At 34.1% G+C, this 22,097-nt stretch carries 15 protein-coding genes and 1 tRNA gene; 15 read left to right on the plus strand and 1 reads right to left on the minus strand.

The features are described 5' to 3' along the window. Positions 1-87: 87 nt before the first annotated feature. The 8 genes from plsY to ACW2QF_RS07905 all read left to right on the plus strand — a co-directional run bounded on the left by plsY (position 88) and on the right by ACW2QF_RS07905 (position 11,895). On the plus strand, positions 88-717 hold the full coding sequence (gene plsY, locus ACW2QF_RS07870) for a glycerol-3-phosphate 1-O-acyltransferase PlsY (RefSeq protein WP_455715451.1): 630 nt from the start codon (positions 88-90) through the stop codon (positions 715-717). A gap of 27 nt (positions 718-744) precedes the next feature. Then, positions 745-1,758 carry an NAD(P)H-dependent glycerol-3-phosphate dehydrogenase gene (locus tag ACW2QF_RS07875; RefSeq protein WP_455715452.1) on the plus strand — a complete coding sequence of 338 codons (1,014 nt, stop codon included), beginning with the start codon at positions 745-747 and terminating at the stop codon, positions 1,756-1,758. 523 nt (positions 1,759-2,281) lie between these two features. After that, positions 2,282-2,983: an SOS response-associated peptidase gene (locus tag ACW2QF_RS07880; RefSeq protein ID WP_455715453.1), complete on the plus strand. Its 702-nt coding sequence runs from the start codon at positions 2,282-2,284 to the stop codon at positions 2,981-2,983. A gap of 400 nt (positions 2,984-3,383) precedes the next feature. Beyond that, complete coding sequence (locus tag ACW2QF_RS07885) at positions 3,384-7,736, plus strand: S8 family serine peptidase (protein ID WP_455715454.1); 4,353 nt, start codon at positions 3,384-3,386, stop codon at positions 7,734-7,736. Positions 7,737-7,884: 148 nt separating this feature from the next. After that, on the plus strand, positions 7,885-8,172 hold the full coding sequence (locus tag ACW2QF_RS07890) for an ArsR/SmtB family transcription factor (protein ID WP_455715455.1): 288 nt from the start codon (positions 7,885-7,887) through the stop codon (positions 8,170-8,172). A 175-nt stretch (positions 8,173-8,347) separates the two neighbouring features. Then, positions 8,348-9,730: a DNA polymerase Y family protein gene (locus ACW2QF_RS07895; protein WP_455715456.1), complete on the plus strand. Its 1,383-nt coding sequence runs from the start codon at positions 8,348-8,350 to the stop codon at positions 9,728-9,730. A 36-nt stretch (positions 9,731-9,766) separates the two neighbouring features. Then, the gene (locus ACW2QF_RS07900) at positions 9,767-10,018 is read left to right on the plus strand and encodes a hypothetical protein (protein ID WP_455715457.1); all 252 of its coding nucleotides are present in this window, start codon (positions 9,767-9,769) and stop codon (positions 10,016-10,018) included. Between the two features lie 206 nt (positions 10,019-10,224). Continuing rightward, positions 10,225-11,895, plus strand: coding sequence for a formate--tetrahydrofolate ligase (locus ACW2QF_RS07905; protein ID WP_455715458.1), 1,671 nt, complete (start codon positions 10,225-10,227; stop codon positions 11,893-11,895). Positions 11,896-12,076: 181 nt separating this feature from the next. Here the strand turns inward: ACW2QF_RS07905 and ACW2QF_RS07910 are convergent, their stop codons facing one another. Beyond that, positions 12,077-12,598: a peptidylprolyl isomerase gene (locus ACW2QF_RS07910; protein WP_455715459.1), complete on the minus strand. Its 522-nt coding sequence runs from the start codon at positions 12,596-12,598 to the stop codon at positions 12,077-12,079. A gap of 224 nt (positions 12,599-12,822) precedes the next feature. Between ACW2QF_RS07910 and ACW2QF_RS07915 the strand changes: the two genes are divergently transcribed. The 7 genes from ACW2QF_RS07915 to ACW2QF_RS07945 form a co-directional block, all read left to right on the plus strand. Next, positions 12,823-13,701: a sigma-70 domain-containing protein gene (locus tag ACW2QF_RS07915; protein ID WP_455715460.1), complete on the plus strand. Its 879-nt coding sequence runs from the start codon at positions 12,823-12,825 to the stop codon at positions 13,699-13,701. A gap of 289 nt (positions 13,702-13,990) precedes the next feature. Next, a tRNA-Leu gene (locus ACW2QF_RS07920) sits at positions 13,991-14,073 on the plus strand. Positions 14,074-14,350: 277 nt separating this feature from the next. Further along, positions 14,351-14,941, plus strand: coding sequence for an anti-sigma factor family protein (locus ACW2QF_RS07925; protein WP_455715461.1), 591 nt, complete (start codon positions 14,351-14,353; stop codon positions 14,939-14,941). A 55-nt stretch (positions 14,942-14,996) separates the two neighbouring features. Further along, positions 14,997-17,684: a DNA polymerase I gene (gene polA, locus ACW2QF_RS07930; RefSeq protein ID WP_455715462.1), complete on the plus strand. Its 2,688-nt coding sequence runs from the start codon at positions 14,997-14,999 to the stop codon at positions 17,682-17,684. Positions 17,685-17,771: 87 nt separating this feature from the next. Beyond that, positions 17,772-18,380: a dephospho-CoA kinase gene (coaE, locus tag ACW2QF_RS07935; protein WP_455715463.1), complete on the plus strand. Its 609-nt coding sequence runs from the start codon at positions 17,772-17,774 to the stop codon at positions 18,378-18,380. An 83-nt stretch (positions 18,381-18,463) separates the two neighbouring features. Then, entirely contained in the window at positions 18,464-20,482 is a 2,019-nt protein-coding gene (locus ACW2QF_RS07940) for a cell division protein FtsA (protein ID WP_455715464.1), read from the plus strand. Between the two features lie 3 nt (positions 20,483-20,485). Further along, the coding region (locus ACW2QF_RS07945; RefSeq protein ID WP_455715465.1) for a sensor domain-containing diguanylate cyclase at positions 20,486-22,097 on the plus strand (1,612 nt) is incomplete at its 3' end.

Here is a 22,097-nt window from a genome sequence, read left to right on the forward strand (position 1 = left end):
ATATTGAGAATAGGATTAGAGAGGCGTTTGGTTTTTCTGGTACTTCCCTTAAATTTATCATTCGAGAAAGAAAGGAGAAAGAGTAGGATGATCGATATATTGATTTGCTTATGCATTGGTTATGCGTTTGGTTGTATTTCAACGGGGTATATCGTTGGAAAGGCAAATAATATTGATATAAGAAATTATGGTAGTGGCAATGCTGGTACAACCAATGCATTACGTACTTTAGGAGTGAAAGCGGGGGCGATTACCTTCTTTGGTGATGCATTCAAGGCATTAATACCGATCTTATTAATTCGATTCTTTTTGTTTCAAAGTTCTGCTATAGAGCCACAATTATTAGCACTCTATACAGGTCTCGGAGTTATATTGGGTCACAATTACCCTTTCTGGCTACATTTTAAAGGTGGAAAGGGAATTGCCGCCACAGGTGGCGTTATACTAGCATTTGATTGGAGACTCGCTTTAATAGCATTGTGTGGTTTTGTGATTATTACCGCAATTACAAGATATGTATCAGTAGGTTCCTTGTTGGTATCTATTATCTTCCCAATTGGTGTAATACTCTTCTATAGAAGCAATCCACAATTCCTACATATGCTAATTGTCAGTTGCTTCTTCACTGTGTCAGCTTTTTATAAGCATAAAGATAATATTAAAAGGCTTTTGAATGGAACAGAAAACAAATTAGGACAAAAAGTAGATGTAAAATAACGAAGTTGCCGGGAGGTATTGTGATAAATGAGTAAAGTTACAGTATTAGGAGCGGGAAGTTGGGGAACTGCTCTTTCAATTGTATTAGCAAACAATGGACATGAGGTAATTCTTTGGTCAGTTTTACAACCAGAGATTGAGATGCTACAAACTCATAGAGAGCAGATTGACAAATTACCAGGAACAAAATTACCTGATAATATAGAAATTACAGGCGATCTTCCTTACGCATGTGAAGATCCAGATTTGATTGTTTTTGCAGTTGCATCTCCATTCGTAAGATCTACTGCGAAACTAGCAGCACCATATATTAAAGAAAATCAAAAGGTAGTTAATGTGGCGAAAGGTATTGAAGAAACTACATTAATGACATTATGTGAAATTATAGAAGAGGAACTTAATAATGCAGATGTAGCTGTATTATCAGGGCCTAGTCACGCAGAGGAAGTGAGTAAGGGTATTCCAACTACATGTGTAGTAGGTGCCCATTCGAAAGATACAGCATATTATATCCAAAGTATATTCATGAATGAAAGATTTCGTGTTTATACAAGTCCAGACATCGTTGGTATTGAATTAGGTGGTTCTTTAAAGAATGTTATTGCATTAGCAGCTGGTATTGCTGATGGTCTTGGTTATGGAGACAATACTAAAGCTGCCTTAATCACAAGAGGAATTGCAGAGATGAGCCGTCTTGGAATTGCTATGGGCGGAAGAATGGAAACATTTGCTGGATTATCTGGTGTAGGTGATCTTATCGTAACTTGTACAAGCAAACATAGTCGTAATCGTGGAGCTGGCTACCTTATAGGAAAAGGTTACACGATGAAAGAAGCAATGGATGAAGTAAAGCAAGTAGTTGAAGGTGTATATTCAGCAAAAGCAGCACTTGCATTAGCTAAGAAATACGATGTAACTATGCCAATCGTAGAACAGATTAATAAAGTACTATTCGAGGACAAGTCTGCGAAAGAAGCAGTAACTGACTTATTACTTCGTGATAAACGTAGAGAATATTCAGACCTTGAATGGGAAAACTAATAAATAAACAAGTAACACGCTATGGAATATACTATGAGTATATTTCACAGCGTGTTTTTGTGTATTATGTTGGTTGCAAAACTCTGTATAGGTTGTCAAGGCTTCTTAGCTGACGTACTATGACACGAAGCATGCTACACATCTAAGTACTTCTAAGTGTGTACGATAGGGAATCAAAAGGTACGGAAACGCCCTCGACTCGGCATCCTGCCTCAGCTCGGGCTTGCTCGGCATCCTTGCCTCGCATTCCTAGGGTATCATGTACACGCTAAGAAGTACTATAGGTGTTTCGCTATCGTTTCTTAGTCATAGTACATCAGCTAAGAAGCGAATCTACATTATTAAGAGTTTTGCTATATACTTTATATATATAACTCAAACTTCGTATTTGAAGATTTCTAGGAGTAGGTATTTTAAGTGCAAAGTTTGAGGGTATAAGTACATGTAAGTTAATAAAGGAATAATTCTAAGTATTGCTCATTAATATAAATAATTATATTTAATAGATTAGGAGGTGCGCGATATGTGTGGTAGATATTATGTAGATGATGATACAGCAAAAGAGATACGGAAATTGCTTGAGCATATAGATGCTAGATTTAATAGAGGCAAAGGGATTCAAGTACCTAATAATTATATAAGAGAAGAAGTTATTAAAGAAAGAAAACAAATGTTTGAGAAGGCACTAGAAGTGCGAGGTGAAATTTTCCCTACCAATCATGTGCCAATTCTTGTTGGTGCAGATCAAAGTATGAAGTCAAGTGATGGTAAGAATGAAGAAAAAGAGATTGTACTGACTATGTCAAAATGGGGTTTTACAGTACCAACGGGAAAGGGTGTATTAATTAATGCAAGGTCGGAAACAGCGTTTGAGAAGAAGACATTTCGAGAGAGCCTTATGAGTAGAAGGTGCATCATCCCGGCAGCGGGGTTTTATGAATGGGATTCAGATAAGAATAAGATATATTTTACGGTACCAGAGAAGAAGTGTATGTATATGGCGGGCTTGTATCGATATGAAAAGGAGGAAAGCCGATTTGTAATTCTAACAACTGCAGCGAACACTTCTATGAAAGATATACATGATCGAATGCCATTAATACTCAATGAGGAGATGATAACTGAGTGGATTTTTAATAATAATGAAACCAATGAATTACTCCATCGTGTCCCATCTAAGCTACGTACCGATGCAATGTATTATCAACAAAGATTACCTTTATAAACGGATGTTCAGTAACAAAAATGTATATACATGAATAAAAAACTTAATATTCCAAGAAAAAAGTCGAATATCTAATAAAAAAGTATAAAAATAGGGTGAAAAAATAATAAATGTATAAAGTTAGAAAATATAGTGTATAAGCTTGACATTTAAAAATAAAAGGGATAAACTGTAAACAGTTAATTGCATAAGAATCGCAAGTAAAGGTGCTTGATATGTGAACCGTTAAGGAAAACAGATCAAGTATTTTTAGCATCAATTAATTCAATAAAGTAAAGCGATGAACTGATACATACGAACCGTTTTACAGTGTTAATGCATGTATTTGTAGGACAAGAATATGTATTTAATAGTAGTAAGAGCAATTAATAAATATATAATAGGAGAGAGGGAATAGTATATGCGTAAAAGATGGTTAGCCGTTGCTATGGCAACAACACTTACGTTCACAAGTATTGTACCATCACAATACATACATGCAGCATTAGATTCTAATTATGCAAAAAGTGAACTTACTGTTTCAACAGGTGAAACAAAAAAGCAAACATTATCAAACAATTCTTTAAAGAACAGTCTTTATCAAGAGGATGATGAGGTTACAATTATTGTTGAGTTAAAAGAAAATTCTTTATTAGATCGTTATGATAATGGTATTAGTACATATCGAGCAAAGAGCTATTATACTGATGTAAAATCATATCTTGACTCAGATGAAGCAGAATTATCAAGGAACGAGATGCTACAAGCACAGAAAAAAGTTGCGGATAATATTAAAAATATGAATAAGGCACGTTCTACATCTAGTGAAGTGCTATATAATTACACGACAATTATGAATGGCTTTGCAATGAAAGTGAAATATGGACAACTTGATAAAATCAAGAGATTATCAGGTGTTAAAACAGCATATGTTGCACGAACTTATGAATTAGAACCCAATATGACTACAAGCAATGAAATGATTGAGTCGGAAGTAGCACATGCTTTGAATTACAATGGAGAAGGAACGGTAGTGGCTATTCTAGACACTGGTTTAGATACTAACCATGAGGCATTCTCAGCAGATGGATTATCTGATGAAGGTAAAGCAAGTGTAAAGGTTACAGAAAGTGAAGTTTCTGGGGCAAAATCAACAGATGGTGTAGCGGATGGACGATATGTTAGTACAAAAGTACCATTTGCTTATGATTATGCGGACGGTGATGATGAAGTTACACCATCTGTAGAGGCTGTTGAAAATTTTGGAAATGATCATGGAACACACGTAGCTGGTACCGTGGCAGGCAATAGTGAAACAATTAAAGGTGTAGCTCCACAAGCTCAATTAATGATTATGAAAGTGTTCAGTGATTCTGATAATGGAGCAAGTACGGAGGATATTCTTGCAGGGTTAGAGGATGCTGTTAATCTTAATGCAGATGCTATTAATATGAGTCTTGGATCAGCTAATGGATATTCTGTAGGTGAAGAAGAAGGTGTACAAGAAGTATATGATCGTATTGTTGAAGCGGGTATTAACCTAGCAGTATCAGCTGGTAATAGTTATAGTGCATCATATAGTAATGAAGCATATGGTGCATTTACAAGCAATCCAGATACATCAATTGTAGGGTCGCCATCTACATATGCTGCATCTACTTCGGTTGCAAGTACTATTAACACGCATTATTATGCTCATTACTTCAAGCTAGGAAATCAAGAATTAGGTTATTCGGAAACGGCTACTGGAAGTCAACCTACGTTTACTGGATTGGATACAACAGGAAACGGAACTACTTATGATTATGTAGTAGTCCCTAAAAATGGAGATGTGGCAGATTATGAAGGTATTGATGTAACAGGCAAAATTGCTGTGGTAAACCGCGGTGGTACAACTTTCAATGAAAAAGTGGTTAATGCAGCAAGCGGTGGTGCAATTGCTGTAGTTGTTGCCAATAATCAAGATGGAACAATTAATATGGCAATTGATGATTATGTAATTCCAGCGGTTTCTGTAACGAAAGTACAAGGCAATGAGCTTAAGAAAGCATCGGAGAAGAAAATTACTGTTTATAGTGAATTAGGACATTATCCATCGAAAGATGCTAAGAAGATGTCTGATTTCTCTTCTTGGGGAGTAACACCAGATCTTAAGTTAAAACCAGAGATTACTGCTCCAGGAGAAAATATCTATTCTTCTTTACCATTTAATAATTCTTATGGATCGATGTCTGGTACCTCCATGGCAGCACCACATATTGCAGGAACATTTGCATTGGTAAAACAATACATAGATGAGGAAGGTTTAGTTGCAGTTAAAGGAGGAAATGCAGAATTAGCTAATCAATTATTAATGAGTACTGCGGTACCTTTGACGGATGAGAAAGGAGATTATTATTCTCCTCGTAAGCAAGGTAGTGGACTTGTTAATGTAGGAAATGCAGTAACAACACCAGCTTATCTATATGTAGATGACGAAAGTATTAATTATAGACCTAAATTAGATCTTAAGGATAGTACAGAAGGTGTGTACGAAGCAGATTTTGTTGTTCAATCTGTAACGGGATCAGCGATTACATATAAATTAAAGGCGAATACGTTAACAGAGACTGCTGATGAATATGGTTATATACTAGAACAGTCCGAGGATATTTCTGAAAAAGTTACTATTGAGTACACAGGTGATGGAGTAGAAGACAATACGGTAACAGTACCAGCAGGCGCTAGTGCGACTGTACATGTGAAGATTACTTTATCAGATTATGCAAAATCTTATATAAACGATAACTTTGCAAATGGTGAATTTGTTGAAGGATTTATCTTCTTAACATCTGATGAGGGAGATGAGGCATTATCTCTTCCGTTTATGGGATTCTATGGAGATTGGGCGAAAGCGCCACTTATGGATAGTTCCACAGTGTATGATAACAACACATATGGAACAGGGGATAATAAATTATATCAACAAACCACAACTTTCCTTTTAGCTGATGAAGCAACACATCTACTTGGTGTAAATCCTTATGATGAGTGGGCGTACTACTTGTTAGGTAGTGGAATTAATGCATATGATTATAACTTTAAGGACTATATGTTGCAACTTGATCCAAACAAGATAGCAATATCACCAAATGATGATGGCTATAATGATGATTTATATGCTACACAATTTAGTTTGTTAAGAAATGCGCGTACAATCAAGAGTACTATTACAGACACAAATAAAAAAGTAGTGTATGAAAATAGTTGGGAGTATGATACAAAGTCTACTTATAATAGTGGTACAGGAACGGTTTCTCCAGCCGTTGATATGCCAACATGGAAACCAACTACGATTAATAATAATGACGTATATACCTACACAATATCAGGTGCATTAGATTATAGTGGATCAGAACGTAATTTAAAGAGTAGTATAAGTTTCCCTATCACAATTGATGTTGAAACTCCTACAGTTAAGAATCTTAAGATTGTGAAGGAAAATGATAAGGTATATGCAACATTTGATGTAACAGACAACCAGTATGTAGCATATGCTGGCCTATATGATTTGTCAGGTAAATCCATTACTGTAATAGATCAAGAAGAAGGAGAACCAGTTGCAGTCGGTGAATTGGTTAACGAGTCAACTAAAGCAGCAACCACAACAATGAAGTTAGAATTAACAGATTATGTTGGTGCTACAAAAGATAATTTTATAATTCGTGTTTGTGATTATGCTGGTAATGAGAAAGCATTTACTTATACACAAGAAGGTAATTTACCTGGTTCTAATAATGGTGGTTCTGAAGGTGGAAGTCCAGTTCCACAAATACCAACTCCACAACCTGGCAGCGGTGTAGTTGATGATACAATTGAATTAGAGACAAAGGCTGATGCTACAGAAATCAAGCCAGCCGATATTAAAGAGGCAATTGATAATAAAGATGTTACTGAAATTAAAGTAGTTGTTACACAAAAAGAAGCTAGTCATATAATTAAGTTAACAAAAGAAACGTTAGATGCTATTGTAGCAGCAAATAAGAATTTGACAATTCAAATCAAAGATGCAAATGGTAAAGTAATCGGAACTTGGACATTCAAAGCGGCAGATGTAAAGAATGTAACTGGTTTATATAGCAATATTATCTTGAATGTGAAATCTACAACAGTAGAAGGAGCGAAACAGGCAGATTCTACGATTGGCAAAATCTTTGGAAATGCAAGTGTAAATGGCCTTTATGTAGAATTAGATCAAAAGCAACCACTTGGAGCAGAAGGTAAATTGACAGTATCACTTGCTGGTGTAGAAGCTGTAAGTAAGGGCAGTCGAGTATATATCTATTGTGTGAATGAAAAAACAGGTAAGTTAGAAACTATTGTAGGAGGGTATTCTCAATCTGTTAATAGTGATAACACCATAACATTCCCGGTATTAGATGGTGGCAAATATGTAGTGCTTACAGCAAAGGCAAATTCAAAGAAAATCACTTCTTTACAAAGTCAAATTACAGTAAAAGCAAAGAGTAAAACAGTTAAGAAAGGTAAATCTACTACAGTTGTCGTTGATCTTCCAGCTTGCTTACAAGTTGTAACGAAACTTTCTGATAAAACAACTTCAGGAGGAGTGGGAGCAGTAACAATCTCTTATAAGACATCAAATAAAGGTGTTGCGACAGTTAATAAGAGTGGAAAAATTACGGCTAAGAAAAAAGGTACAACAACAATAACAGCTAAAATTTCTTTATATAATGGAAAGACAAAGACTGTTAAGATGAAGATTACCGTAAAATAAGTTGAGTTGATTAAGTGGGTGTTACAAAATATTTTGTAACACCCATTATTTTTCTCTTGTGGTTGCTGATGATATTAAATTGACAGATATCTATGTATAAGCTATAATACGACACAGAAACAGTAACTTAGAAGAGAAAGGAAATGCGATGGATTATGCATTGATTTGTAAAGCACTTGCGGATAGTAATAGATTGCAGATTGTTGAATTGCTATCGGAAGGAGAAATGTGTGGCTGTAGAATCTTAGAGCGGTTTAATATTACACAACCTACATTGTCTCACCATATGCGTATACTGTGTGAAAGTTCTTTGGTTGATATAAGAAAAGATGGAAAGTGGTGTTACTATTATTTGAATGTGGATACATTAGAGATATTTAAGGAGTATATAACGGCTTTGCATATTAAGAACCAAGAAAATTTTAAAAAAAATTAATTTAATAGAGATAGCATTTAAACAAAAGAGGTGGGGAATTCCATCTTTTTTTGTTATATAAGGGAATCCTATATACAATCGATATTTTTTAAATTTGTATTACGATAAGGTGTAATAATTTCTATTTACATCGAACAAATGTTCTGATATAATACAACTAAGAGGTGGAGTAAGAATGGATAGAATAATTTTTCATATTGATGTGAATTCTGCTTTTTTAAGCTGGGAAGCGGTATATCGGTTGAAAATTCTAGGTGAGGAAACGGACTTAAGAGAGATTGCATCTGTAGTGGGAGGAGACGAGAAGAAGAGGCATGGGATTGTCCTAGCAAAATCAATTCCTGCTAAGAAGTATGGGATACAGACAGGAGAATCATTAGCAGAAGCAAGAAAGAAGTGTCCGAATCTCACTATTGTTCCACCGCAACATGACTTATATAAACAGTGTTCGGAATCCTTTATTCAGTTGTTAAGAGAGTATACCCCATGTGTAGAACAATATAGTATAGATGAGGCATATATGGATATGAGTGGGACACTTTCTTTGCATGGGTCACCAGTCGTGGTTGCTAATGCAATTAAAGATCGCATTTATAGAGAATTAGGATTCACTGTGAATATAGGTGTATCTAGCAATAAATTGCTTGCGAAGATGGCTTCTGACTTTAAAAAACCTAATTTAGTTCATACACTGTTTCCAGATGAAATTGAGAAGAAGATGTGGCCACTTCCTGTTTCGGAATTATTCTTTGTAGGAAGAGCTACAACCAAGAAATTATTTGCTATGGGGATTAAGTCGATTGGTGATTTAGCAAAAGCTGATATTGATATACTGAAGACGAATCTAAAGAAACATGGAGAAGTGATTTATAAATTTGCCAACGGAATTGATGATAGTATTGTATTAACAGAGACGATTGCGAATAAAGGATATGGAAACAGTACAACGGTATCATTTGATGTAACAGATCGAGATACTGCATTAATGATTCTGTTATCCCTTAGTGAAACAGTAGGGGCTAGATTAAGAAAAGACCAGGTTTATATACGGGTAATAGCAGTAAGTATTGTGGATTATGAATTTCATCAAGTGTCCCATCAGATGACTTTATTAGAACCAACTAATTTAACAAACGATATCTATGCTGCAGCATGTCAGTTGTTTGATGAATTATGGAATGGGGAGCCGCTTCGTAACTTTGGTGTTCATACAAGTAGAATTGAAGAGCAGGGAGAAACAAGGCAATTAAGTTTATTCGAATTGGGACTTAAGAAAGAATCAGATCAAGTGAAAGAAAATGTTGATTATCGAGTAACAGAGAAACCAAATGTGTTACTTAAGAGAGAAAAATTAGAAAAATTAGATCAAACGATAGACCAGATTCGCACAAAGTATGGTATGGATTCAATTAAACGTGCCAATTTTGTGAATAGCAGATTGAATCATATGTCGGGAGGATCATCGAGTATTACACTTCCAAAGCAAAAGGAGAAAGGAAAACCATTTGATCCGGCTAAGGGACTTGTAACTATTCAACAAAACAAGGGTAAGCAATGAGAAAATTATATTAAGAGATTATAATGAGGTGGAGAAATGAACGTTCCAGTTGATGTAATAGCAACTTTTAATACATTTGGAAAAATTAAGCCGAATTATATAAGATTAGAAGACTGCCAACATGGATTGCAGACTTATAAGATTTCACAAATTGATCAAGTGAAAGAAGAGAAATATGCGGGAATGACTATGTTACTGTTTTGTTGCAGTGTACCCGTGGGAGAAGTGATACAGACAATTAAATTACGGTATCATATTGATACGCATAAGTGGATGCTTGTGAACTAGGTTCCTTGTTGTATAAGTACAGATTAACCAAGCGATAAGATTTGTTAATAATGTAATATGTTGAAAAAAGGTATCCCCTTTGTTATAATGAATATGGTTTATAGAGTGTTTTCAATTATGGCAGGAGAAACTTATTGGTTTTACAGTGCCGAATATAGTGGCCTGCGAAGGTTACTAGGAGAGATAATAAGATGGAGGCTCTAATAATGAAAACAGATATTCAGATTGCTCAAGAAGCACAAATGGAACATATTAAAGGGATAGCAAAGAGACTTGATATTGGTGAAGATGACCTAGAATTTTATGGTAAATACAAGGCCAAATTCACAGACGAGTTATGGGAAAAAGTAAAAGAAAGACCGGATGGTAAATTAATTTTAGTTACTGCTATTAATCCAACACCAGCGGGAGAAGGTAAAACAACAACTTCTGTAGGTTTAGGAGAAGCCTTTGGCAAATTAAATAAGAAAGCAGTAATAGCGCTTAGAGAGCCTTCTTTAGGACCTTGTTTTGGTATTAAAGGTGGTGCGGCAGGTGGTGGTTATGCTCAGGTTGTACCAATGGAAGATTTGAACTTACATTTTACTGGAGATTTTCATGCAATTACATCTGCTAATAATCTATTAGCAGCAATGTTAGACAATCATATCCAACAAGGAAATATCTTGAATATTGATCCAAATCAAATCGTTTGGAAGAGATGTTTAGATATGAATGATCGTGTACTTCGTAATATTGTAGTTGGTCTTGGACGTAAGGCTGATGGTACTGTAAGAGAGGACCATTTCATCATTACGGTTGCATCGGAGATTATGGCTATCCTTTGTCTTGCTGATAATATGAAAGATTTGAAGGAGAGACTTGGCAGAATTATTGTGGCATATAATTATGATGGGGCCCCAGTAACAGCAAAAGAATTGAACGTAGTTGGTTCAATGGCAGCATTATTGAAAGATGCGTTAAAGCCAAATTTAATTCAGACATTAGAGAATACACCAGCAATAGTACATGGTGGACCATTTGCAAATATTGCACATGGTTGTAATAGTGTAAGAGCAACAAAGACAGCACTTAAACTTGCTGATTATGTTATTACAGAAGCTGGCTTCGGTGCCGATCTTGGGGCAGAGAAGTTCTTTGATATTAAATGTCGTATGGCCGGATTAAAGCCTGATGCAGTTGTTCTTGTAGCAACAGTAAGAGCATTAAAGTATAATGGTGGAGTAGCAAAAGCGGATTTGTCAGCGGAAAATCTTGATGCTTTAAAAGTTGGTATTGCTAATCTTGAAAAGCATATTGAAAACTTACAAAACTATGGGGTGCCTGTAGTTGTTACATTGAATCGTTTCATGACAGATACAGATGCTGAACTTGATTTTGTAAGAGAATTCTGTGAATCACGTGGTTGTGAATTCTCCTTATCTGAAGTATGGGAAAAAGGTGGAGAAGGTGGAATTGACCTTGCACAGAAAGTGATTAAGACAATAGAGGAAAAACCAAGTAATTTCAAAGTTTTATATGAAGATAACTTATCAATTAAAGAAAAAATCGAGACAATAGCTAAGAAAATCTATGGAGCATCAGAAGTAACCTATGATGCACAAGCTTCCAATGCAATTGAGAAGATTGAAAGTCTTGGTTTTACTAATATGCCAGTATGTATGGCAAAGAACCAATACTCATTATCAGATGATCCTACTTTATTAGGAAGACCAACAAACTTTAAGATTCATATTCGTGAAGTGTATGTATCTGCAGGAGCAGGTTTTGTGGTGGCAATTACTGGAACTGTAATGACTATGCCGGGATTACCTAAGAAACCGGCAGCAGAGGGAATTGATGTGGATGAGTCTGGAGTAATTACTGGATTATTCTAAATATATTAGTAAAATGTGATTTAAAAGATTTAAAAAGGTTGAAATACTAAAAGAGATCAAAGTATTTTTAATCAAAATACTATATAGCAATAAAATAAACAATAAAAAATCCCCTCATGTTGAGAACACTAGCGATTCTTAACATGAGGGGATTTTAGCGTAGGAAATTGTTATAAATGTACTAACATTTTTCTGGTTCTGGATAGTCAACACCGAAAGTATCAACAGTTACAGATTTCATAACTTGATCATGAGTTGGTCTATCAGAATAATCAGTTTGTGTTTCTGCTATTTCATTTACAACATCCATACCTTCGATTACTTTACCAAAAGCAGCGTAAGAGCCGTCTAGGTGAGGTGAATTTTGATGCATGATGAAGAATTGTGATCCTGCTGAGTTTGGCATCTGCGAACGAGCCATAGAGATAACACCTTCTGTATGTTTTAATGTATTTTCGAATCCATTCATTGAGAATTCACCTTTGATTGAGTAACCTGGGCCACCCATACCAGTTCCTTCTGGACAACCGCCTTGAATCATGAAACCTCTAATTACACGATGGAAGATTAATCCATTATAATAGCCTTTTTTTACTAAAGAGATAAAATTGTTTACTGTATTTGGAGCAATTTCAGGATAAAGTTCTACTTTAATAATTCCGCCTGTGTTTAATTCAATTGTTACAACGGGATTTTTTGCCATATTAGTTCCTTCTTTCTTAATAGTTTAGACAATTGCCATATACATTATTTACATTTTTGGCAATGATATGTATATGATAATAGAAAAAAGAACTATTGTCAAAGAAAATGTAAAACTATAATATTGAAAAGCTGTTGTTGAATAATTGGTTTCGTGATGTTATAGTATAGAATATGGTTGAAGAAACTGATAGGAACGATTCAATATAGAGGAGAAATAAAAGGATGCAAGACAAAGAGAATTTTTTAGCTATGTTAGCTGCGATAGTTGATTTAGCTAAATCGCAGGATAATATAATTACAATGGACGAGATTAAAGAATTGTTAGATGACTCAGCGTTTACTGAAGAACAGATGGAACATGTATATGAATATCTTGCGGCAAATCATATTAGAATTCAGGGATATATTAGGAATATAAATGCAAATGATAAAAGTGATGATATAACTACAATAGATGAAGAAGTTGAGAATGATAATGATCAAGAATATATAGATGATGAAAGTAAGAAGGTACTGCAGGATTTAAAAGAGAGAGAAGAACGATTAGAACAGGAAGAAGCTTCATATATAAGAATGTATCTTGAAGATTTGGAATTAATAAGTCCAATGGTTGAAGGCGAAGTGGATTCACTTATCTGTTCTTTAAGAAAAGGAAATCGCTTTGCTAAGGAAAGACTTCTAGAACTTCATCTTCGTACGGTTGTAGATATAGCTAGAAGTTACCAGGGTAGAGGGATAATTGTGGGTGATTTGATTCAAGAAGGTAATATTGGATTAATTACTGCTTTAGAGGAAATCTGTATTGGGTCTAATCGTGTACCAACAGAATCAATACCAGATACAATAGAGTATATATTAAATCGCATTCGTGAAAGTATGGAATTTGTAATTCATGAACAACAAGATGATAAGATTCTTGAAAATCGCATTGTAGAGAAGATTAATTTTATAAGTAGTTGTATGAAAGAATTAGCAGAAGAATTTGGTAGAGAAGCTACACTAGATGAGTTGGCAGAGTTTGCTAAAATAGATAAATCAGAAATAGCAGATATTGTGGAATTGGCAAAAGATACGTTATCCGTATCACATGATGAAGAATAATACCGAAAACAAAAAGCTTATGTATAGTTATCTATCGGATAGCTGTGCATAAGCTTTTAACATTTATACAAGATTTAGTTATTTTATGTAATAAATACAAAGATGGAGGATAGCGGTGGAAATTAATGTTATATGTTAATTTATTAATATGAAATTTTTTATATTGAATGAAAATTTTGAAAAATTCACTTGCTTTTTTCTTTTGCGTATGGTATTATTATTTTTGTTGATAGCAGTTGTTTAAAATGCTGTGAAACATTCATACATAAGATGTATGATAAAATGATAAGCCGGCATGTCGGAATGGCAGACGAGGCAGACTCAAAATCTGTTGGCGGCAACGTCGTGTGGGTTCAAGTCCCACTGCCGGCATTGAATAACGTACAGATGCAGCGGTATCGTGAAAGATACCGCTGTTTTTGTTGTGAAATTATTCGTTCCATTGGAAGATGATGAGCAAGTAGATTCGATGTAAAAACAAAAATTATAAAATTGTATAGTTAACTTAATGCTTTATATATAACTTAAAGATTTACATATATTTTATGAAATAATTTCTTTTTAAATAGTAGTGTTCGTGTTATTATATAAGTAAAGCAATTAGGAAAATGGTGTTATTGAAGACTTTGGAAAGGAGCTTGTTTAATCTATGACTTGCAAAGAAGCACAAGGTTTAATTATGCCATATATTAATGACGAATTAGATGTCGGGCAATTAGAAAAATTTTTAGAGCATGTAGAATATTGTCCGGATTGCAAAGAAGAATTAGAAGTTTATTTTACACTCCTGACTGGTATGAGGCAACTTGATGAAGATAAGAACCTATCTGGTGATTTTCACATTGATTTTGAAAAATCATTACGTAAGTCAGAGGAAAGAATAAATAGAACCAAACTTAATTATGCTCGTAAGAGAATAATTTATGTAATTATATGTTTGGTCTTTTGTATTATGGTAAATGTGAATTCAAGTACAGTAAAAGAATTAGAGACTCCAGATGAAATAGCAGACGAGAATGTGCATTATATGGAGTATTATTATTTCTTAGACAAACCAACTTTATTAAATAAAGAGATTGAGAAGAATTATAATGAGATAATGGAATTTATAATAAAACATCAGACAGATAAAGTTATTGAGTTTAATAGGATTTCTAATAATTCATTAATCTATGATGATGATGAAGTTGAAAAGATAAAAAAGAGTAAAAATGATAGTGGCATAACAAATTATAAATGAAAGATACTATCAATTATAGCGAATAAGAGTTGGAACGTGGAAAGGAATTAACGTAATGAGTGATAAAATTGTATTAATAGATGGAAATAGTATTATTAATCGAGCATTTTATGGAGTACCTGATTTAACGAATTCAGAAGGAATTCATACTAATGCGATTTATGGATTTATTAATATTATGTTGAAAATATTAGAGGAAGAACAAGCACAATACCTAACGGTAGCATTCGATGTAAAGCATCCGACTTTCAGACATATAAAATACCCAGAGTATAAAGGTACTAGAAAAGGGATGCCAGATGAACTACGTGAGCAAGTGCCATTATTAAAAGAAGTGCTACAGGCTATGGGTATTCGAATTATTGAGAAAGCTGGCTATGAAGCTGATGATATTCTTGGTACCATTGCGACGAGATGTAGTGAACAAGGATTGGACGTTTCCTTAGTTTCTGGAGATCGGGATTTACTTCAGCTTGCATCCGACAAGATATTAATACGAATTCCAAAAACAAAACGCGGCGGAACAGAAATAGAGAATTATAATATTGCAGAGGTAGTTGATAAGTATCAAGTTAAGCCAGAACAAATCATTGATTTGAAGGGTTTGATGGGTGATGCATCAGATAATATTCCGGGGGTTCCAGGTATCGGAGAGAAGACTGCGGCGAAGATTCTTACCGCATTTGAAACAGTTGAGAATGCATATGCACATATTGATGAAGTAATGCCAAATAAAGCAAGAGAAGCCTTGCGCGAACATTATGACTTGGCAGTGCTAAGTAAAGAGCTTGCAACAATTAAAGTAGATTGTGAACTTGATTATATATTAGAAGAAGCAAAGATGCCTTCTCTTTTCACGCCAGAGGCATTCTCATTATTTAAACGTTTTGAATTCAAGAGTCTTCTTAATCGATTTGAAGGAGATGTGAGTAGAAACGATAAGATTGAAGAAAAGTTTGTAGAGGTTACTACAATAGAAGAAGCAGACAAGATTTTTCAATCAATTATAGGATTAAAGGAAGCTAAGAATTTAAAGGAACTAGTGACAGACGGAATTAGCACTGATCGAGTAGGTGTTATGTTGGCCTCGGTAGAAGGTAATTTAGTAGGGGCAGCACTAACATATTCTGAGAAAAAGAGTTATTATCTGTTGATCAATGATGAGATTTCAGTTGAATATATAACAGGACAGCTAAACAAGGTAATAGAAAAGAATATTATGGTATCTGTTGTGTCGCTTAAGGAAATGCTTTCTCATATTCAAGCATATAGTGATAGTAAGATTTACGATATGGGTCTTGCGTCTTATGTAATGAATCCATTAAAAGATACGTATCATTATGATGATATTGCAAGAGATTATCTAGGGATAACGGTTCCTTCGAGAGAAGAATTATTTGGTAAGATGAAGGACAAAGAAGTTTTTGAAGACAAAAAAGAGACATATAAGAATTTCATTTGTTACCATAGCTACATTGCATATCTTGCTTTAGAGAAGTTAAGTGCGCAGTTGTATGAGATTGATTCTTTAGATTTGTTTGTAGATATTGAGATGCCTTTGATTTATACACTATATGATATGGAATCTAGAGGAATTCGTGTAAATAAAGAGGCATTGAAAGAATATGGTGATCAGTTACAAGTCAGAATAAAGGAATTAGAGAAAAATATTTATGAACATGCAGGTGAAGAGTTTAATATTAATTCACCGAAACAATTAGGGGTTATTTTATTCGAGAAGTTACACATGCCATTTGCTAAGAAGACGAAAACTGGATATTCAACATCAGCAGATGTATTAGAAAGGTTACGTAGTGAAGATCCTATTATTGATGAAATCTTAGAGTATCGTCAATTAACGAAACTAAAATCTACTTATGCGGATGGGTTGGCTACGTATATTGCGGATGATAATCGTATTCATGGTAAATTCAATCAGACAATTACAGCAACAGGACGTATTAGTAGTACGGAACCAAATCTTCAGAATATACCGATACGTATGGAATTAGGTCGTCAGATTCGTAAAGTATTCATACCTGAAGAAGGATATGTATTCCTAGATGCCGATTATTCACAGATTGAATTACGTGTGCTTGCGCATATGTCAGATGATGAGAGATTAATTGATGCATATAAACAAGAAGAAGACATCCATAAGATTACTGCATCACAAGTATTCCACACTCCACTTGATGAAGTTACAAGTGCACAACGTAGAGATGCGAAAGCAGTTAACTTTGGAATTGTTTATGGAATTAGTTCATTTGGTCTTGGACAAGATCTTAATATAACCAAAAAAGAAGCGGATATGTATATTAAGAAGTATTTTGAAACATATCCTAAAGTTAAGGAATTCCTCGATAATTTAGTTGAAGAAGGAAAGAAGAATGGTTATGTTACGTCCTTGTTTAACAGAAGAAGACCAATACCAGAATTGAATTCAAGTAATTTTATGCAACGTTCTTTTGGAGAACGTGTTGCAATGAATTCACCAATTCAAGGTACTGCAGCAGATATAATTAAAATCGCTATGATTCGTACCAATCAAAAATTGAAAGACCTGAAATTAAAATCTAGATTGTTGTTACAAATACATGATGAATTATTAATTGAGACTCATAAAGATGAGATTGAACAAGTTGCGACAATTCTGAAAGATGAGATGCAAGGTGCAGTGACCCTTCACGTACCTTTAGAAGTAGAAGTGAAACAGGGTAATAACTGGTACGAAGCTAAGTAGTTTATTCAAGTGGTCATTGTGAAACTCTTCTTTGAGAGTTTTGCAATTGACTGACTATATACTATTATGGAAGGAATCGTACTATTTATGAAGGTTATTGGATTAATGGGAGGTGTCGGTAGTGGTAAGTCAACCGTAGCCGACATTTTAGAAAAAGAATATGGAGCACATCTTATAATTACCGATGATATTGCAAAAAAGTTAAGTGAAAAGGGAGAAGAAAGTTACCAGTTGATTGTATCTTATTTTGGTACTGAAATCCTAGGAGTTGATGGTCAAATCGATCGGAAAAAATTAAGTGGGATTGTGTTTTCAGATAAAGAGAAGTTAGAAAAACTGAATTCTTTTACACATCCATTAGTTATGAAGCGTGTTAAAAATGAAATTGAACTAATAAAAGTTTTAAATAAACAAAAAACTATAGAAGAGCAAATTCTTTATGTGGTTATAGAGACAGCATTATTAATTGAGGCTGGGTACCGTGATTTGTGTGATTCTGTTTGGTATGTAGCTGTAGACGAAGAGATACGTAAACAAAGATTAATGAGCAATCGTGGCTATTCTGAAGAAAAAATTGCTGCAATTCTAAAAAATCAAATGAGTGATAAGGATTTTGATGACAATTGTGACAAGGTATTATATAATAATGGTAATATGGATAATTTGAAGAAAGAGATACAACTTTTAATGGATTAGTATAGTCAATTATGCTATAATGAATTCAGTATTGCAATAAAGCAATAAAAGATACTAAAAGCACGATTCTGGGGGCACATTCAATGGAACAGACAAGATATCCAAAACATATGGTATTCGGGTTAGATATCGGTACGAGAAGCATTGTTGGTACAGTAGGCTATCGAGAGAATGAACATAACTTTACAGTAGCTGCTATATGTGTTAAAGAGCATGATACCAGAGCAATGTTAGATGGGCAGATACATGACATCGGAAAGGTAGCAGAGTCAATCACCTACATTAAAAAAGAATTAGAAAAAGAGCTTAATGTGACACTAACGGATGTATGTATTGCAGCAGCCGGTCGGGTACTTAAGACAGTAACCGTTAAGGCTGATTATGAACTTCAGACGGAAACATTTGTAACTGACGTACATATTCATTCGTTAGATTTATTGGCTGTTGAGAAAGCTTATGATAAGATTCGTGAGGAAAATCAGCAGGAGGATATTGACTTTTACTGCGTAGCATATACGCCTGTACATTATTATTTGAATGATTATCCTATACTAAAATTAGATGATCATAAAGCAAATAAAATTAGTGTTGAGCTATTAGCAACATTTTTACCAGAAGAAGTTATAGATGGGCTATATAGTGCTGTTGAAAAAGCTGGATTACAAGTTGCTAATTTAACATTAGAACCAATTGCAGCAATTAATGTAGCAATACCTGAGAAATTCAGAATGCTTAATATTGCATTAGTTGATGTTGGAGCAGGAACATCAGATATATCGATTACTCGAGATGGAAGTATAATTGCATATGGAATGATACCATATGCAGGTGATGAACTTACAGAAGCAATTATGCAAAAATACCTTGTAGAATTCGCAGAAGCTGAGAAGATAAAGCTTGCTTGTTTGAAGAAGAAAACAGTATCCTATAAGGATATTATGGGGATTGCTCACAAGGTTTCAACGCAAGAGGTTAAAGAAATATTAAATGATACCGTTAATTTTATAACTAAAAATGTGGCTGATAAGATTATAGAAATAAATGGTGGTAAAACGGTTAGTGCAGTATTTGTAGTAGGAGGCGGTGGTAAGATTCCTGGATTTGTAGATACTTTAGCGCATAATCTTACTTTACCAGTAGAGCGTGTTGCACTTAGAGGAGAGGAAGTATTAGGAGAAGTACATTTCTTACCAGAGAACATAAAGAAAGACCCTCTTCTTGTTACACCAATTGGTATTTGCCTTAATTATTATGAGCAGAAAAATAATTTTATCTTTGTCCATGTGAATGGAGAACGTATAAAATTATATGATAATAACAAACTTACTATTGTGGATGCGGCAATTCAATTTGGTTTTCCAAATGAGAAATTGTTTCCTAGAAGAGGTAAGGCAATTCAATATACAGTAAATGGTCAGACGAGAATGTCTCGTGGTGAATTAGGTGAAGCAGCTGTTGTTAAACTTAATGGTAAAGTAACAGGTATCAATACTCCTATTGTTCAAAATGATAGGATTGAGATATTAGAATCAACAATGGGCAAAGATGCTGAGTTTGTTATTAATCAAATTCCTGAATATCAAAGTACCATAGAGTTCATTTTTAATGGTAAGAAGATTATATGTCCAAAGTTTGTTGTAGCAAATAATAAACTAGAATCGGAATATTATTCAATCTGCGACGGGGATCGCATCGAGATTCTTAATTATTATACATTAGGACAAATATTAGAATTTATGGATCTACCTTATCAAGATGACATTAAGGTAAACAATGCGTTTGCGAACATAGACGACAAGGTTTATGAGAATTTTACAATTTCATATGACGGCATTTATGAACAGGTGAGTGTATTAGAAAGCAATTATAATGTAAATACAATCAAAACAACCAACAATGAGATTTGTGTTTTAGTGAATGGAGAAAGAATAACGTTAAAAGGAAAAGACAAATATATATTTGTAGATATACTTGATTGTTATGAATTCGATATGACAGTAGCAAGAGGAACGTCATTAGTACTAAAGCTGAACCATCAGCCAGCAGAATTTACAAGTCCAATTGAGAATGAGGATGTAATTGATTTGTATTGGGAGGAATAAGTCGTGGCATTAAACAAAAAGCTAGTAACACAGAAGAAGTTTTCACAATTGCATAGATATATGGTTGCTTTCTTACTTATATATTTAATGGAACGATTTGCACAATCGAATTCTTTTGAGTATATTTGGGCCTTTGCGACTATTGTCCCTGTTTTTGTTATAGATTTATTACTTTCAATAAAAAATTATATGAATAGTAGAAAAGTTGTATATGTGTTACGATTTATTGAGATATCAGTTGCGACTGTATTTACAATTACAACTACGATATCTTTTGATATGTGTTTGTCGGTGCTAGGCCTCTTGTTATTCTTTGCAGAATATATATTGGTATCTGATTTTGAGGATAGTTATTACCGAACAGTAGCGGTAATAACTGGAGCAGTACCAATGGCTACTTTGTTAGTCATTGATACTGTGGTATCCGGACAAATAAAGGATCGTTTATTCCCGATGGCTTGTGTATTTATATTTGTAGTAATCTTTTCTGCATTTGTAATTGCTCTCTATGCCAAGTCTGTGAATGAGTTTAATTATCAAGTGTTTACACAATCAAGATTAATTGAAGATATGAATCAGACTAATGAGGATTTAAGAATAAACCAAGAAAAAGTTAAGAAATCCAATGAGCTTTTAGGAATGCAAAAGGTAAAATTAGAGCAGGCTTACAAAGAGATTAATAGTGTTAATAATGAGATGATGATACAGAATGAGATTGTAAAATATATTTCTTCATCACTTGATATTGACAATTTGATGGCTTTGATTACGGAATCCGTACTTGAAGGAATGGGGCTTGATACATGTATATTAGTGTTAAATCAGATGGAAGAAAGCCAGATTATATATAAAGCCCGTACCAAGTATGGTATAAATGAAGATAAAGAATTTGGTGAACTAATTGAGAAAGGATACTTTGATAACTATATAGCCGATTCTAAGATCTTCGTAGATAATGATGCTGATATGAAAAAGTACTCTTTACCTACTAGAAGTGAAAAAGGGTCTGTGCTTATGGTTCCACTGGTTAAGAAAGAATCCCATATTGGACTTCTTATTGTAACACACGCAAAGAGAGATTATTTCATAAGTAATGTAGGATTCTTTGAAGGTATTGTGGCTCAATTCTTAGTTGCCATTGATAATGCACATCTATATGCTAAGATGGAGCGAATGGCTACTCATGATGGCCTAACCAGCGTATATAATCGTGGACATTTAACCAAGTGTTTCAATGAATATCTAAATACATCAATTTTAAATAAAACTTCATTAACAGTTGCATTATTTGATATTGATAAATTCAAAAAAGTTAATGATAGTTATGGACATCTATTTGGAGATGTAGTAATTAAGAAGATTGCTTCTTTAGCAAAAGAAATTGTTAAAGATTCTGGTGCTATCGTAGGCCGTTATGGAGGAGAAGAATTTGTTATTGTGTTCCCTAATTGCCGTTTAGAAGATGCACTTATATCAGTGAGTGATTTACATAAAAAAATAAGAGAAGCAGAGTTAATACATAATGGAGAGACGATTCATATTAATACAAGTATTGGAATTACTTCTTATCCAGAAACTTGTAAGAATCCAAGTGAATTATTAAATCGTGCAGATT

It is taken from the genome of Anaerosporobacter sp., from assembly GCF_965301125.1.

Coding starts and splice junctions, on each gene's coding strand:
- polA (WP_455715462.1), top strand. CDS start 14,997: ATGAGTGATAAAATTGTATTAATAGATGGAAATAGTATTATTAATCGA.
- ACW2QF_RS07905 (WP_455715458.1), top strand. CDS start 10,225: ATGAAAACAGATATTCAGATTGCTCAAGAAGCACAAATGGAACATATT.
- coaE (WP_455715463.1), top strand. CDS start 17,772: ATGAAGGTTATTGGATTAATGGGAGGTGTCGGTAGTGGTAAGTCAACC.
- ACW2QF_RS07895 (WP_455715456.1), top strand. CDS start 8,348: ATGGATAGAATAATTTTTCATATTGATGTGAATTCTGCTTTTTTAAGC.
- ACW2QF_RS07875 (WP_455715452.1), top strand. CDS start 745: ATGAGTAAAGTTACAGTATTAGGAGCGGGAAGTTGGGGAACTGCTCTT.
- ACW2QF_RS07915 (WP_455715460.1), top strand. CDS start 12,823: ATGCAAGACAAAGAGAATTTTTTAGCTATGTTAGCTGCGATAGTTGAT.
- ACW2QF_RS07880 (WP_455715453.1), top strand. CDS start 2,282: ATGTGTGGTAGATATTATGTAGATGATGATACAGCAAAAGAGATACGG.
- ACW2QF_RS07890 (WP_455715455.1), top strand. CDS start 7,885: ATGGATTATGCATTGATTTGTAAAGCACTTGCGGATAGTAATAGATTG.
- ACW2QF_RS07885 (WP_455715454.1), top strand. CDS start 3,384: ATGCGTAAAAGATGGTTAGCCGTTGCTATGGCAACAACACTTACGTTC.
- ACW2QF_RS07910 (WP_455715459.1), bottom strand. CDS start 12,598: ATGGCAAAAAATCCCGTTGTAACAATTGAATTAAACACAGGCGGAATT.
- plsY (WP_455715451.1), top strand. CDS start 88: ATGATCGATATATTGATTTGCTTATGCATTGGTTATGCGTTTGGTTGT.
- ACW2QF_RS07940 (WP_455715464.1), top strand. CDS start 18,464: ATGGAACAGACAAGATATCCAAAACATATGGTATTCGGGTTAGATATC.
- ACW2QF_RS07925 (WP_455715461.1), top strand. CDS start 14,351: ATGACTTGCAAAGAAGCACAAGGTTTAATTATGCCATATATTAATGAC.
- ACW2QF_RS07900 (WP_455715457.1), top strand. CDS start 9,767: ATGAACGTTCCAGTTGATGTAATAGCAACTTTTAATACATTTGGAAAA.